Raw genomic sequence first — 13,372 nt, forward strand, 5'->3', positions numbered from 1 at the left:
GGACCCCGTGCCGGGCGACGACCGGGTGGTGAAGGTGGTGCGCGGCGAGCCGGATCCCGCCGAGCTGGCGGCGCTGGTGCTGGCGCTGGCCCTGTGCACGGCCGCCGCACCGGCCCGCGAGGGCGGCGAACCGGCCGGGAGAGCGTGGTCGGACCCGGCGTGGCGGCCCGGCGCGATCCCGCGGCCCAGGCCGCGCCCGGGCGCGTGGCGCCTGTCCGGTCTGCCGGTTTAGCACCCTCTTCTGGCCGCCGCTCGCCCAAGTCCGTGAATGGCACATCGAGGGACTTCAAGTCCCTCGATGTGCCATTCACGGACTTCGGGAGCCGTGGGCCGGCGGCGGGGCTGGACGCACCGCGCGCGAGGTCGCGCCGCTCGCTTTTTCCGTCAGGCTGCGGGGCGGGTGATCCGGCGGAGGCGGTCCGCAACCGTGTTCTCGCGGGCCCTCGCGTACGTGCTGTGGCCCGGGTGCACGGCCACGTACCGGACCTCCCCGTCGTGGAGGACCTCCATCTCGGTCCGCGCGCCGGGGGCGAACTCCGCGCCGCACACCGCGCAGGTCCGCTGGCGCACCGCCGCACCGGCCATCGCGTCCGGGACGCCCGGGCGGCGGTTCCGGGGTGAGGAGTCGGACATGGGGACCTCGCATCGGTGCCGGAGTGAACCGGTTCCCGCACGACCTCCGGCACGACCTCGGACGGGAACACCGTCCCTCCAGTGCACCGCAGCTTCCGCGGCCCGGGCCACTCGTGGCCTGCGCACCGGCCCGGCACCACCGGATCCCAGCCCGTCCTCGACCGCGAACCCCCATCGTGGAGCGATCCCCGGAAGAACGGAGACAGCCATGGACCTCACGACCGGAGCCGGCGCCGGGCCGGACCAGCGGGCCGCCGACCAACCGGAACCCCGGATCCCCCTCCAGCGCGGCGGCGAAGCCCCCGCCGAGCACGACCCGCTGCCCGAGCACATCGTGCTGGGCTACAACTGAGCCGCTGGGCAAGATCGGAGATGCCGGGGCCGGTGCGCCGGCTCGATACTCGAAGGTGGTTCGAGCCGGAGCGCCGCCCGGATCTCCGGCAGGCGCGGGCCTCACGCCCCGCGGCGGCCCGCGGACGTTGGTTGGGAGGCCGGCGGATGGCAATGCGCCTCCAGCTCATCGAGGGCGTCGAGCTGCTCGACACTTGGGCGGAGGCCGCGTCGCAAGTCGAGCGGAATGCCGTTTACGAAGCGTTGTTCTCCGTGAGCGACGGCTCGGCCTTCCTCGTCTACGACGTTTTCGGGGATTCGCGCGATCCGGGTAATTTCATTCTTCTCGTGAAAGCGGATCTTGTTCTCAAGATCATGATCCGCCCCGCCGAGTCGGTGTTCGAGATCCGGTACGTCGGCGGGCTCGACGAGAGCGTCGACGACTCCGCGCAGCAGGAGGCCACCGGTTCCGACTGAGCCGAACGGACGGCACCTTAGGGCGAACGGCCTTTCGCCGTGCCGCATTCGCCGATGTTCGTTGCGGAGAACGTCGGCCAGAACGTGCATTCCTCACCTTGACAGTGTCTCCGGCCGTGTGAAAACCTGGCATTGTTCGCTGGTCAGGCCTTATTTCTGGGGTGGGTATACAAGGAGGCTGCACCATGTCGTCACCCGAATTGCCAGGACTCGACGTTTCCAGCCGGGTGCGTGCCCGCGACGTGCAGATGACCGGGACGGCGGACCTCGCGCGCCGCGTCCTGATGATCACCGGGGCGATCGACACCACCGACCACGACGTCTCGGTCAGCGTCAACCTCCCGGAGCCGGGCCGGTGGCAGGTGATCAAGGCCGAGACCAACCTGACCGACCGGACCTGGGTCGCCATGCAGGCGGTCATGGACGAGGACTCCACCTTCGTCGACGACCAAATGCTGATGTCGCCCCAGTTCGCGAAGAGCTTCATGACCCCGGACCAGCGCCGGCTGACGTTCTACGACGGCGAGGTCCGGCCCGGCGAAACCGTGCTCAAGACCTACTCGATGGAGACGACCGGCCGGAAGCCGACGTACTTCTACTCCCGGTACAGCCCCATCGCCACCGACAGTGCCGAGCAGTCGCAGCAGACGCTCGGCGAGCTCGTGGCCAACGGGCTGAGCCAGCGGCCGGTGATCGAGCTGATCGTCCCGGTCACCGTGGTCTGATCGTCCCGCCGGTGCGCAGGGGGAGCCCGTGATCACGTTCGTGCCCGAGCCACACCTGCTCGACTCCCCCCGCGGGCGGCACTGGCCGCGCGTGCCGGCCACGGGACCGGCCGGCGCGCTCCCCGCGGGGCACGGCCGCACAGCCGACGTCGTCATCGTCGGCGCCGGGCCGGCCGGGATCGCCGTCGCCGCCGCGCTGTGGCACCACGGCGTCCACGACGTCGTGCTGCTGGACCGCGACGGGCGGCCGGGCGGCCGGTTCTTCGACCGGATCGACCTGCTCGGCCAGCGCGTCCTGCGCTCGCCCTACGAGCACCACCCCGGTGTGGAGGGGTTCCGCGACTGCGAGCTGCTCGACTTCGCGCGGCTGCACTGGGGCCGGCTCACTCGCACCGAGCGGCGCGAGATCCGGATGGCCCAGTCCGGCCACCGGTCGGTCGTCCCGGTCGACGTGTTCGAGGCGTACTGCGACCACCTGGTCGCCAGTCACCACATCGCCGCGAAGACCTGGCGCGCGACCGTGCGCGAGGTGCTCCCGGGCGGCGGCACGGCCACGGTGACGACCGAGCGGGGTTCCCTCACCGCCCGGCACGTCGTGCTGGCACTGGGCGAAGAACGCCGTGCGGCGCCCGATTCGTGGTGGGGCGCCGGCGCGCCGCCGCCCGGAGTGTCCTATTGGGACGAATCGGGGCCGGTCGGCGGCGGCCGCCGCCAGGTCGTCGTCGGCGCGGGCCTGACCGCGGCCCACCTGATCACCGGCGCGCTCGACGCCGGGCGCGAGGTGCACTGGGTGATCCGGGAACCGGGCGAGCGCTACCAGTGTGCCGACGTCAACTCGGCCTTCTTCCGGCCCGAAGGCCGGAAGCGGTTCGACCGCGTCGGCTGGGAACAGCGGCTCGGGCTGATGGGCCGTTTCCGGCGGGCGTCCATCATGTTCGAGTTCCAGCCGCTGCTGGAACGCGCCGAAGCGGAGGGCAGGCTGGTCGTCCACCGGGGCGCCCCGGTGCGGCGGGTCTCGGCCGGGGTCGGCGGGACCGTGGCCGTCCGGCTGGCCGACGGCCGCCGCGTCGGGGGCGACCACGCCGTGCTGGCGCTGGGGACCACCCCGTCGATCGGCACCGGCCTGCTGCCGCCGGCGCTCGTGGGTGCGCGGGACGGGTGGCCGGAGCTGGACGAGCGGACGATGGCCTACACCCGGGCACCAGAGGTCTCGGTCATCGGCGCCGCCGCCGGGATGGTGCTCGGCCCGGCCGCGCGCAACATCGACGGGCACCGGGTCGCGACGACACGCGCGGCCGCGGCGATCGCCCGGCGGCTGCGGGACGGCGCGGCGGTCGCGGCCGGTCTCGAGGCGGTCGCCGGTGCCTGAGCCGCACGACTCGCGTTTCGCGCTACCCGCCGTCGACGACCCCGCCACCACCGAAGCCGGGGTGATCCTGCTCGGCCTCGAGGCCGACCGCCTGCTGGCGGGGTTGGGCCTGGCTCGGCTCGCGGACGATCCGGCCCTGGTGACACAGGTGGTCGACCAGGTGCGGCACGGCGTCGCGGGATTCTCCGTGGCCGGGCTCGTGGCGGCGGGCGCCGAACACTGGCGTTCGGTCCGCGGCGGGCTGGGGGAAGCGCCGTCGACGTCCTCCCCGGGATCGCTGCGCCGGGAGTGGGCCGCCCGGCTCGACCGGGTCGGCGAGGCCGTCCCGGGCGCGGGCACCGCCACGCTCGCCTACCTCACGGCCTGTGCGCTGCGCCGCGCCGAGGTCGACCGGCTCGCCGACGGGCGGGCGTACGGAAAGGAACCCGCCGATGTCGTACCTGAGGTCCCTGCCCGCTGAAACCACGTTGCTGCAGGTGTTCCAGGCCTATCCCGGCCCGGCCCGGCACCTGCTGGCCTTCCACGAGGAGCTGCTGCGCGGCGAGTCGCCGTTCAGCCCGGGCGAGCGCGAGCTGATCGCCGCCTACGTCTCCGGCGTCAACAGCTGCGACTACTGCCACGGCATCCACACGGTCACCGCGGAGGCGTTCGGCGTGCCAGGCGGCGTGCTCGCCGCGGCACTCGAAGACCTGGGTTCGGCGCCGGTGGACGAGCGGCTCAAGCCGGTGCTCGCCTACGTGGGGAAGCTGACCCGCACGCCCTCCCGGATGACCGACGCGGACGCCGACGCCGTGTTCGCCGCGGGCTGGGACGAGCGCGCCCTCCACGACGCCGTGCTCGTGTGCGCGTTGTTCAACTTCATGAACCGGATGGTCGACGGCCTGGGGATCAGCGCCGACGCGGGCTACGCGACGACGTCCGGCGAGCGGTTGAAAGAGGGCGGCTACGCGGGGTTGGCCGGCCTGCTGCCGAACGCCTGAGCCGGACGCGGAGAACGGCCCGCTCAGCGGGCCCTCGACCCGGCCGAGGAGCGGGTCGGGATCGCCGTCATTCCGCGGTGATCACCGCGGAATCCTCTCCGCCGCCGTGGCGGTCAGGGTCAGCAGTTCGCGCAGCACCTCCGCGGCGATGCCGGCGAGAGAACGCTGCTCGTCTTCGCGAATCCACTGGGTGAACGCGATCGAGAACACGGTGGCACCCGACTCCGCCGCCAGGGTGGCGGCCACTTCGTCGACGCCGCGCCGGCGCAGGGCGTCGGCGAGCGTGGTGGCGATGCTGGCGAGCTTGTGCCGCTCGCGTTCCCGCAGCGCCGGGTTCTGGTCGATGACCGACTGCCGGGTCCGGGAGTGGGCCCGGCGCTCGTCCGGGAAGAAGGACGCCGAGGACTGCAGCGCGGCCGCGACGAGCTCGAGCGGGGACGCCTCCGCCGGCGCCGAGTCGACGCCGGCCAGGAACGCGTCCGCGAGCAGTTGCTGCCCGTGGAAGAGGACCTCGCGCTTGTCGCTGAAGTGACGGAAGAAGGTGCGCTCGGTCAGGCCGACGGACTCGGCGATCTCCATCGTGGTCGTCTGCTCGAAGCCGCGCGTGGCGAACAGTTCGAGAGCGGCCTTCTGAAGCCGCTCGGCGGCTCCCGGTTCCCAACGCACCATGCGGTCGAGTGTAGTGATGACAGCGACTGACTTGAAGTGTACGTTGATGTCTGTGACTGACGTCAGTCGCAGACATCAACCGTCGAGGGAGTTCACGTCATGCACGTTTTCGTCACCGGAGCCTCCGGCTGGATCGGCTCGGCCGTCGTCGACGACCTGCTCGCCGCGGGCCACGAGGTCACCGGGCTGGCCAGGTCCGAAGCGTCCGCCGCCGCGCTGGCGGCGAAGGGCTCCCACGTTCGCCGCGGTCACCTGGACGACTTGGCCGGCATCCGCGCCGGCGCCAAGGACGCCGATGCCGTCATCCACCTGGCGAACAAGCACGACTTCGCCCACCCGGCCGTCTCGAACGCCGCCGAACGGGCCGCCGTCCAGACCATCGGCGACACGCTCACGGGCACCGGACGGCCGTTCCTGCTTGCCTCCGGTGTCGCCGCCCTCACCCCGGGCCGGCTCGCCACCGAGGACGACGCGTCCGCCTTCCACGGCCCCGACTCGCCACGCGGCGGAAGCGAGAACCTCGCGCTCGAGTTCGTCGACCGGGGGGTCCACACCGTGAGCCTGCGCTTCGCGCCGAGCGTGCACGGCACCGGCGACCACGGGTTCATCGCGGTCCTCGCCGCGATCGCCCGCGAGAAGGGCGTGTCCGGTTACCCCGGCGACGGCACCAACCGCTGGGCCGCGGTGCACCGCACCGACGCGGCCCGGATGGTCACTCTCGGCCTCGCGAAGGCACCGGCAGGTACCCGTCTGCACGCCATCGCCGAGGAAGGCGTGGCGACCCGCGAAATCGCGGAGGCGATCGGCCGCGCGTTCGACCTGCCCGTCGCGTCGATCCCCGCCGGCGACGTCCAGGCCCACTTCGGGTGGATCGGCACGTTCTTCGCGATGGACCTCGCGGCGACCAGCACCGCGACGCAGGAGCTGCTCGGCTGGACACCCAGCGGACCGACCCTCATCGACGACCTGGCCGCAGGCGCGTACTCGGCATAGCGGCGCGTTCGCCGCCATCCGGCCCGGCCCCGAAAGCGCTCCCGGGACCGGGCCGGCTGGGGAAGCCCGCAGGTCTTCCCGGCCAGTGGGCACCGGCACGTGCGCACGGCGTAGGGAAACTGCGGTACCCCGGCAGTGCGGTGCGCCCTACTTCGGTGCCTGGAAGCCGCCGATCTGCTGCTCGAGCAGTTCGGCCAGGCCCAGCGGGGTGCGGTCCTCGAACATCGGGCCGATCAGCTGCACTCCGACCGGCAGGCCCTCGGGGGACCGGCCCGCGGGGACGGCGGTGGCGGGCAGGCCGGGCATGGTGGCCAGGCCGGCCCAGACGAGCTGGTCGAAGTAGGGGAACTCGACCCCGTCGATGTCGATCCGCCGTACCAGCGGATCGGGGTGGTGGTCGTGCCGGAACGCGGGCGTCGGCGTGATCGGGGACACCACGGCGTCGAACTCGGCGAACAGCTGCCGCCAGCCGTGGCGGTGGACCTCGCGGCGGTTGTTCGCCGCCATCCAGTCGTGGTGGCTGAACACCATGGCGCGCAGCCGCGCGGCGTCGAGGCTCTGGTCGTCCGCGCTCATTCCGGCGACGCGGGTCCGCAGCTGCTCGTCCGATTCGATCGGAAAACGCGCAACGGTGCCCGACATCAGCAACTGCGTGTAGAGCGTCGCGGCTTCGGTCAGGTCGGGCAGCAGCGGACTGTGCCGTTCGACGCGGGCGCCGCCGTCGACGAGCGCGGCGGCCACCCGGTTCACGCCCGCCCGCACGGCGGACCCGGTCGGGATGAGCGGATGTTCGTCGAGGACCAGGATCCGGAAGTCGGCGAGTTTCTCGTGGCGAGCGGGCGGCAGGGCCAAGTCGTACGCCACGCCGTGCGTCAGCGGGTCCGGTCCGGCCATGACGTCGAGCAGGAGCGTGAGGTCGCGGGCGGTGCGCGCCATCGGGCCGACGACGGCGAGGTCGAGGTCGACCGGCAAGGCCGGCTCGGACGGCGGGACCATGCCGCGGCCGGCCGCCAGCCCGAGCGTCGGCTTGTGCGCGTAGACGCCGCAGAAGTGCGCGGGGGTGCGCAGCGAGCCGGCGATGTCGGAGCCGAGGGACAGCGCGCCGAACCCGGACGCCAGGGCCGCCGCCGACCCGCCGGAGGACCCGCCCGGCGTGCGATCGTGATCCCACGGGTTGCTGGTGGTGCCGTAGATCTCGTTGAAGCTCTGGATGTCTTGCAGCCCCAAGGGCACATTGGTCTTGCCGAGCACCACCGCGCCCGCGGCCTTGACCCGCGACACCTGTACCGCGTCCTCGGCCGGCACGTAGTCCCGGTGCGGCGGCATGCCCCAGGTCGTGGGCAGCCCGGCGATGTTGTAGCACTCCTTGACCGTCACCGGAATCCCGAGCAGCGGCCGATCCTCACCACGGGCGCGTGCCTGGTCGGCCCGGCGTGCGGCGGCCCGCGCACGGTCGAAGTCCGGCACGCAGATCGCGTTGATCACCTTGTCTTCCCGCTCGATGCGGGCGATCGCCTCGTCGGTCAGCTCCACTGAGGACACTTCACCGGCGCGCAAGGCGGCCGCCAATTCTTCCGCGGTCTGAAAGCTCCACTCCATGAATCCGAAGCTATCCGGTCGCCGCAGAGGACACGAAATTCCGGTTCGCGCAACAGGGAAACGGCCGGTTTCCCCGGTTCTTGCCCGCTGACCGCGCCTGTCACCAGGGCACTTATTGACCCGGCTGAAGCGTGGCGACCGGGCAGGTCGGCGCGACGTTCCAGCGGTTGCCGGTCGAGACGATCGACGGCGGGAAGCCGCCCGGCGCGCGTTGTGAGCACTGCAGTGAGCGGGTGGCGCCGCGCGACGCGTTGAGCGCGACCGTGACCCCGCCGAACGCCTCGGGCCGCGAGTCGAGCCGGACCGCCGCGAAGTACGGACTCGCGCCGGTCACCGTGTTGCCCGTGATCATCGCGTCCTCGATCGGCCCGGTGATGCCCTGCAGCGTGATTCCGGAGCCGTCGGGGGCGGCTTCGGTGAACGTGATGTCGTTGTCGCGAATGCCGATCTCGTGCACCGAATCGCCGTAGATGCCGTCCGCGTTGCCGTCCGCGACGATCGTGTTGCCGGTCACCGTCACCTGGGCCGGGATCCCGCCGCTGTGCGGCGTGATCCGGATGCCCGGACCGGACACGCCGTGCCGCCGGATGACGTTGCCGGTGATCTTGTCGCGGGTGGCGACGTTCTGCGAGTCGATGACCCCGCCGCCCGTGCCCGCCGTGACGTCGAACGTGTTGCCGGCGACGACGACATCCTCGGTCCGGTAGAGAGCGAGTCCCTTGCCGCTGAAGGTGTTCCCGGTGATCGTCGCGTGCCGGTAGGTCGACAGCGCGGCACTGGACGTCACCGTCGAATCGGCGAAGGAGTTGCCCTCCAGGCGCAGGCCGTCGTCCCAGTCGCCCCCGGTGGCCTCCGCGTCGAAGGCGGTGTCGCCGATCTGCTCGCCGAAGTGGTTTCCCACTACCGCCAGCGAGAACACGTTGCGCTGCACGCCGACCCCGGAGCGCGCGCAGCTGACGAACGAGCCGCCCGAGATCGTCACGCGCTTGACCGCCGTGGCCGGCGTGTTGCCGAGCAGCCGGATACAGTCGCCCTTGCGCGCACCCGGCGTCGGCGGATGAGCGAAGACGACGTCCCGCACCGTGACGTCCGTGACCGGCATCGAGCAGGTTCCGTTCGCGGTCGTGCACACGCCGGAGCCGATCGCGATCGCATGGGTCTGCTCGTCGGTGTTGGTCGCCGCCGAGGTGTCGATCTTGAGCCGCTCCACGGTGATATCGCTCGCCCCCGGGTCGAGCGATATCACCGAGACCGCACCGGCCTGCTGGTCTCCGGCCAGTTCGAGCACCGTGCCCGGCCCGGTGCCGCTGACCGTCACGTGCGCTCCGTGCGTGGACAGCGCCGCGAACCGGTCGTAGGAACCCACGGGTGCGCGGGTCACCCGCCAGCGCCCGCTGCCCAGGCACACGGTGCCGCCGCCCGCGGCGCTCGCCGCGTCGATGGCGGCCTGGACGGGCACCCGGTCGTCCCCGCCGTCGTCCGGCACGGCACCGAAGGCCACGGGATCGAAACAGCCGCCGGCCCCCGAGCCGGCCTTGGACCCGGCCGCGTGGACGGCGACCGCCGTCCCGATCGACACCGTGGCGATCGCCATGGTCACCAGCAACACCCGCCGTTTACTCCGGTTCACGCGCACTCCCGTTCCTGAAAGGGATCACCGAAGGAGGAGCCGCACACCGTGTCCCGGCAGGTCACGCGGCCGGCGTCGTCCATGGGGTCACCATCGCAGGGCCCGGCGACAATCCGTCGACAGTCCGTCGACGGACCATCCCGTGACGCCCGTCTGCGCCGGCACGAAGGAGGCCTCCGGCGCAGTCGCTGCGCCGGAGGCCTCTTTGACAGGGAAGGGGGAATCAGCCGTGCAGGGCGCTGCCGGCCTGCCAGGCGGTCCAGCTGATGGCCCAGTCGCCGTGGCCGTTGTTGATGGTCAGCTGCGGGCCGCCCGAGTTGGTGACCTCGACCACGTCACCGACGTTGAAATTGTCGAAGAACCACTTGGCGTTCTCGGTGTTCATGTTGAGGCAGCCGTTGGAGACGTTGGCGCTGCCCTGCACACCGACCGTCTTCAGGTTCTCGTGCAGGTATTCGCCGTCGTTGGAGATCCGGACGTTCCAGTTCTCCGGCGCGCTGTAGTAGCCGGGGTCGCCTTCGCACACGCCGTAGGTGCAGGAGTCCATGATCTTGTGTTCTTCCTTCCCCAGCACGGTGTGCGTGCCGTTGAAGGTCGGCGTCGGGCCCCGCGGCGGGGTGTCGGCGGTCTTGCCCATGCTGGTCGGCGCGGTCTTCACCAGCTGCCCGTTGTGGAACGCCTTGATCTGGTGCGTAGTGCCGTCCGCCTTGGCGATCCAGGAGTCGTGCACCTTGTAGGTGGCCGAGACGTCCTGCCCGCCGTAGACCTCGCCCCCGATCGGCATGCCGAAGGTCGTGGTCTCGAGCTTCACGGTCGAGCCGGCCTTCCAGTAGTCCTTCGGCCGGAAGTGCGCTTCGCGCTTGCTCACCCAGTACCAGCTGCCGCCCTGGTCCGGCGAGGACGTCACCTTGAAGGACTTCTCCGCGGTGGCCTTGTCGGTGATGTCATGATCGAACTTCAGTCCGATGATCAGGCCGACGCCGACATCGCTCGACGCCGGCTGGAACAGCGCCGGAGTGGCGACCCCGGACGGCTTGAGCGTGTGCACCTCCGCGCGCTGCTCACTCGCCGCACCCGCCTGGTTCACCGCGGTGGCGACCACTTGGTAGGTGGACCCGTACCGGAGCCGATCCTTGCTGGTCCAGGTCGTCTTGTCCGGCGAGAGATCGCCCTTGACGCCGTTGCCGGTCTGCGGGTTCGTCACCGCGACCGCCTGCAACGTGCCACCCGACGCTTTGACGACGATCGGGTCCTTCGGGCTCAGCTGCTCCCCACCCGCGGGAAGGAACGCCACCGTCGCGGCCGGTACACCGGGGGTTGTCGCCGTCCCGGCCGCTTCGGCCACTCCGACCGGTAGCGCGGCCCCCACGGTCTCGGACTGTCCACTACACGCTGCCAGCACCAAGGCCACCAGGCCGAGCCCGGCTATGCGGATCACTCTCACGATCATCAGACGTTCGACCCGGCCCGGAGTTGCGTAACGATCCGATCTCTCGAGGACCGTGGACGCACCGCGGGTGAAGTGACAGACAGGAGTACCGAACGGACGCCGCGTTACCGCGGCGACCTGCCGCCGGGGCGGTAGCGTTCCCGGTAGGGGCCCGTTCAGCTGGGGTTGATCCTTCGGTCCAGTTTCCGGAAGGCGCCGAACAGATAGCACACGGTCGTCGCGGTCAGGAGCATGCGGAACACGTTGAGGATGTTCCACTGCCAGGCGGCGGAGTGCAGACTGCCCGGCTGCGCGAGTGCGTCCGTGCTGAACATGTGCGGGAGCACGGCTGCGACGATGTAGCCGGTGAGCGCGGCCAGGGCCACGGCGGACTGCCCGGCGCGCCGGTAGCCGCGCGCCAGTTCGCCGTCTCGGTTGCGCCACCACAGCACCCAGACCAGCATGATGGCGATCTGGGTGACCGGCACGAAGTAGAGGGTGGGTCCGGTGGCAGAGAAGAACTCGTGCAGCCTGGTGAACTGGGATGGGCTGTCACGGACCCAGTTCGGCGAGAAGACCACTGCCTCGTAGAGGTTGCCGAACAGCCAGTAGGCCATCCCGATCAGGGCCGCCAATGTCAGGCGGTGCTGCCGTGAGGTCTTCATGTCACTCCTGCGCGGGCGGCCGGTCGACCAGCTTGGCGAGCAACTCGTGGAACACACGCCGCTCGGCCGACGTGAGTGGGGCGAAGAACTCGTCAGTGGCGCTTCGGCTGACCTTCTCGGCGGCCCTGATCCGGTTCCGGCCGGCGGGAAGGAGGTGCACCTCGACCGCGCGACGGTCGGTGGGATGCGGCATCCGCCGAGCCAATGCCATCGTCTCGAGGTCGTTGATCAGCGACACCATGACCGGCTTGAAGACACCGAGGTGTTCGCTGAGCCGCGACTGCACCATCGGCCCGTCCTGCAACAGGATGAGCACGCCGAGATGGTGGGCCTTGAGGTCGACCGACAGCAGCGCCCGGCCGTAGTGTTCGGCTCCGCTCGCGGCTACCCACGCGAGCAGGAACCCCGTCCATCGGCGCAGCCGGGCGGGCGGGACACCCTCTCGCGGCAGATCGTTACGGTTCATAATGTTATTGACTTTAACGTTCTTTGGCGGCCTGGTCCAGTCGAATCCGAACTGCGGCGCTCGCGTCCGCCGAAGCCGGCGACCGATCGGCGGCCCCGAGGAGCCGGCTGCCGCTACGGCGACGGCGGGTGAGCGCGGGGCGCGGATGCCGTGGCGAGGACACGTCGCAATCCGTCGAAGTTCGCCAGGACTCGTCGTGCCTCGTCCTGCATCGACTGCAGGGCAAGATCATCGCCGGCGTCGAGGGTGAGGGCCTCCCGCCACAGCGTTTCCTCGGCCCGATGCCACTCCGGTTTGCCGGTGACCTCGATGTCCCCGAATCCGGCGCGCGGCAGTTGCCTGAGCAGATCCACTTGCCGCATCCGTGGTGACAGCCGCTCGTCGGTGGCGTCCAGGGCTTCCCAGCAGGTGATGACCAAACGTCCGCCGGGCCGCAGAACTCGACGGCATTCGCGCAAAGCGTCCGGCTTCGAGTCGGCGAACTGTATGGAGTCGACGATGAGCACCGCGTCGACCGACGCCGTACTCAGTCCCGTGGCGGTCAGCTCACCCACTTGGAAGCCGGCTTGATCCGCCAGCCCGAGCGCCTGTGCCCGACGCTGAGCGTGGTCGATCGCCACCGCCGAAAAGTCCACTCCGACGACCCGGGAACCGCTGCGCCGCGCAATCTCCAGCCCGTACCCGCCACGGCCGCACGCCAGATCCAGCACGACCTGCCCGGCACGCAGGCCGAGCGCCGTCACCACCTCGTCGAGTCCGGCTCCGCTCAGCAGGCTCGTGGACTGCGGGTCCGGCGGAAGATCGAGCACGCGCCGGACCAGCTCATCGGCGACCGGTGACTCGCTCCGATCCGCATACCAGCGGTCGAAGTCCGCGGCACTCCTCGTCATGCCCGGCGGCGGGGCGCCGCCGAGCGAGGTGGCGTCGAGCGCATGTGGTCGCGTACCGGCGCCAGCAGGCCGGCGAGGGTCTTGACGTCGTCGCGCGAGAGTGGCTCGAACAGCAGGCCGCTGACCACCTCGATGTGTCCGGGCAGCACCCTCGCGAGGAGCGCGCGCCCGGCGTCGGTGATGGTGACCGTGGTGCTCCGCTCGTCGTCCGGGGAAGGGGCGCGCGTCACCAGACCCGCGTTCTCGAGCAGGCCCGCCTGGTAGGTCAGGCCGCTGCGGCTGTAGACGACGCCGTCGGCCAGGTCGGTCATGCGGTGGCTGCCGGTCGGGGAGTCGCCGAGCCGGGCCAGCAGCTGGAACTGCACGTAGCTGAGATCGCCGGCCTCGCGCAGCTGCCGCTCGACCGCGTGCCGGAGCAGGCTGGTCACCTCGATGAGGTCGAAGTAGGCGCCGAGCTGCACGGGGTCGAGCGACGGCGGTGCGTCAGTCATGACCGGAGTCTACTGCTTTGAATTCG

General features: G+C 71.0%; 17 protein-coding genes. 8 read left to right on the top strand and 9 right to left on the bottom strand.

Going from position 1 to position 13,372, the window contains the following annotated elements; all coding sequences use genetic code 11:
• Window positions 1–7 precede the first annotated feature (7 nt).
• A complete protein-coding gene (locus tag A3CE_RS0138915) occupies window positions 8–232 on the top strand; it encodes an acyl-CoA carboxylase epsilon subunit (RefSeq protein ID WP_020645517.1) in 225 nt (74 codons plus the stop codon).
• A 152-nt stretch (window positions 233–384) separates the two neighbouring features.
• On the opposite strand, the gene A3CE_RS0138920 is transcribed toward A3CE_RS0138915, so the two are convergent.
• On the bottom strand, window positions 385–633 hold the full coding sequence (locus A3CE_RS0138920) for a hypothetical protein (protein WP_245589654.1): 249 nt from the start codon (window positions 631–633) through the stop codon (window positions 385–387).
• A 208-nt stretch (window positions 634–841) separates the two neighbouring features.
• Between A3CE_RS0138920 and A3CE_RS56895 the strand changes: the two genes are divergently transcribed.
• The 6 genes from A3CE_RS56895 (at window position 842) to A3CE_RS0138950 (ending at window position 4,514) form a co-directional block, all read left to right on the top strand.
• On the top strand, window positions 842–985 hold the full coding sequence (locus A3CE_RS56895) for a hypothetical protein (protein WP_020645519.1): 144 nt from the start codon (window positions 842–844) through the stop codon (window positions 983–985).
• Window positions 986–1,005: 20 nt separating this feature from the next.
• Window positions 1,006–1,440, top strand: a complete 435-nt coding sequence (locus A3CE_RS52225) for a DUF6235 family protein (protein ID WP_245589655.1) — start codon at window positions 1,006–1,008, stop codon at window positions 1,438–1,440.
• Window positions 1,441–1,688: 248 nt separating this feature from the next.
• A complete protein-coding gene (locus tag A3CE_RS0138935) occupies window positions 1,689–2,165 on the top strand; it encodes a DUF6423 family protein (protein WP_043792933.1) in 477 nt (158 codons plus the stop codon).
• A 28-nt stretch (window positions 2,166–2,193) separates the two neighbouring features.
• Complete coding sequence (locus A3CE_RS0138940; protein WP_020645522.1) at window positions 2,194–3,534, top strand: FAD-dependent oxidoreductase; 1,341 nt, start codon at window positions 2,194–2,196, stop codon at window positions 3,532–3,534.
• On the top strand, window positions 3,527–3,994 hold the full coding sequence (locus tag A3CE_RS0138945) for a DUF6187 family protein (RefSeq protein WP_020645523.1): 468 nt from the start codon (window positions 3,527–3,529) through the stop codon (window positions 3,992–3,994). Before A3CE_RS0138940 ends, A3CE_RS0138945 begins: the two co-directional genes overlap by 8 nt.
• Entirely contained in the window at window positions 3,966–4,514 is a 549-nt protein-coding gene (locus A3CE_RS0138950; RefSeq protein WP_026469288.1) for a carboxymuconolactone decarboxylase family protein, read from the top strand. Before A3CE_RS0138945 ends, A3CE_RS0138950 begins: the two co-directional genes overlap by 29 nt.
• A gap of 81 nt (window positions 4,515–4,595) precedes the next feature.
• Here the strand turns inward: A3CE_RS0138950 and A3CE_RS0138955 are convergent, their stop codons facing one another.
• Window positions 4,596–5,183 carry a TetR family transcriptional regulator gene (locus A3CE_RS0138955; protein ID WP_020645525.1) on the bottom strand — a complete coding sequence of 196 codons (588 nt, stop codon included), beginning with the start codon at window positions 5,181–5,183 and terminating at the stop codon, window positions 4,596–4,598.
• Between the two features lie 99 nt (window positions 5,184–5,282).
• Between A3CE_RS0138955 and A3CE_RS0138960 the strand changes: the two genes are divergently transcribed.
• Window positions 5,283–6,176 (top strand): SDR family oxidoreductase, encoded by an 894-nt coding sequence (locus A3CE_RS0138960; protein WP_020645526.1) that lies wholly within the window; start codon window positions 5,283–5,285, stop codon window positions 6,174–6,176.
• Window positions 6,177–6,323: 147 nt separating this feature from the next.
• Here the strand turns inward: A3CE_RS0138960 and A3CE_RS0138965 are convergent, their stop codons facing one another.
• The 7 genes from A3CE_RS0138965 to A3CE_RS0138995 form a co-directional block, all read right to left on the bottom strand.
• Complete coding sequence (locus tag A3CE_RS0138965) at window positions 6,324–7,775, bottom strand: amidase (RefSeq protein WP_020645527.1); 1,452 nt, start codon at window positions 7,773–7,775, stop codon at window positions 6,324–6,326.
• A 112-nt stretch (window positions 7,776–7,887) separates the two neighbouring features.
• A complete protein-coding gene (locus tag A3CE_RS0138970; protein WP_063714264.1) occupies window positions 7,888–9,405 on the bottom strand; it encodes a right-handed parallel beta-helix repeat-containing protein in 1,518 nt (505 codons plus the stop codon).
• A gap of 223 nt (window positions 9,406–9,628) precedes the next feature.
• Window positions 9,629–10,843, bottom strand: coding sequence for a L,D-transpeptidase (locus A3CE_RS0138975; protein WP_026469289.1), 1,215 nt, complete (start codon window positions 10,841–10,843; stop codon window positions 9,629–9,631).
• Window positions 10,844–11,010: 167 nt separating this feature from the next.
• Window positions 11,011–11,499, bottom strand: coding sequence for a hypothetical protein (locus A3CE_RS0138980; protein WP_020645530.1), 489 nt, complete (start codon window positions 11,497–11,499; stop codon window positions 11,011–11,013).
• 1 nt (window position 11,500) lies between these two features.
• Window positions 11,501–11,965 carry a MarR family winged helix-turn-helix transcriptional regulator gene (locus tag A3CE_RS52230; protein ID WP_020645531.1) on the bottom strand — a complete coding sequence of 155 codons (465 nt, stop codon included), beginning with the start codon at window positions 11,963–11,965 and terminating at the stop codon, window positions 11,501–11,503.
• Window positions 11,966–12,078: 113 nt separating this feature from the next.
• Window positions 12,079–12,855: a class I SAM-dependent methyltransferase gene (locus A3CE_RS53720; RefSeq protein WP_020645532.1), complete on the bottom strand. Its 777-nt coding sequence runs from the start codon at window positions 12,853–12,855 to the stop codon at window positions 12,079–12,081.
• On the bottom strand, window positions 12,852–13,346 hold the full coding sequence (locus A3CE_RS0138995) for a MarR family winged helix-turn-helix transcriptional regulator (RefSeq protein ID WP_020645533.1): 495 nt from the start codon (window positions 13,344–13,346) through the stop codon (window positions 12,852–12,854). The genes A3CE_RS53720 and A3CE_RS0138995 overlap by 4 nt, the downstream gene beginning before the upstream one ends.
• Window positions 13,347–13,372 lie beyond the last annotated feature (26 nt).

The sequence above is a fragment of the Amycolatopsis balhimycina FH 1894 genome (genome assembly GCF_000384295.1).
Classification (GTDB): domain Bacteria; phylum Actinomycetota; class Actinomycetes; order Mycobacteriales; family Pseudonocardiaceae; genus Amycolatopsis; species Amycolatopsis balhimycina.

Coding starts and splice junctions, on each gene's coding strand:
- A3CE_RS0138920 (WP_245589654.1), bottom strand. CDS start 633: ATGTCCGACTCCTCACCCCGGAACCGCCGCCCGGGCGTCCCGGACGCG.
- A3CE_RS56895 (WP_020645519.1), top strand. CDS start 842: ATGGACCTCACGACCGGAGCCGGCGCCGGGCCGGACCAGCGGGCCGCC.
- A3CE_RS52225 (WP_245589655.1), top strand. CDS start 1,006: ATGCCGGGGCCGGTGCGCCGGCTCGATACTCGAAGGTGGTTCGAGCCG.
- A3CE_RS0138935 (WP_043792933.1), top strand. CDS start 1,689: ATGACCGGGACGGCGGACCTCGCGCGCCGCGTCCTGATGATCACCGGG.
- A3CE_RS0138950 (WP_026469288.1), top strand. CDS start 3,966: ATGTCGTACCTGAGGTCCCTGCCCGCTGAAACCACGTTGCTGCAGGTG.
- A3CE_RS0138955 (WP_020645525.1), bottom strand. CDS start 5,183: ATGGTGCGTTGGGAACCGGGAGCCGCCGAGCGGCTTCAGAAGGCCGCT.
- A3CE_RS0138960 (WP_020645526.1), top strand. CDS start 5,283: ATGCACGTTTTCGTCACCGGAGCCTCCGGCTGGATCGGCTCGGCCGTC.
- A3CE_RS0138965 (WP_020645527.1), bottom strand. CDS start 7,775: ATGGAGTGGAGCTTTCAGACCGCGGAAGAATTGGCGGCCGCCTTGCGC.
- A3CE_RS0138980 (WP_020645530.1), bottom strand. CDS start 11,499: ATGAAGACCTCACGGCAGCACCGCCTGACATTGGCGGCCCTGATCGGG.
- A3CE_RS52230 (WP_020645531.1), bottom strand. CDS start 11,965: ATGAACCGTAACGATCTGCCGCGAGAGGGTGTCCCGCCCGCCCGGCTG.
- A3CE_RS53720 (WP_020645532.1), bottom strand. CDS start 12,855: ATGACGAGGAGTGCCGCGGACTTCGACCGCTGGTATGCGGATCGGAGC.
- A3CE_RS0138995 (WP_020645533.1), bottom strand. CDS start 13,346: ATGACTGACGCACCGCCGTCGCTCGACCCCGTGCAGCTCGGCGCCTAC.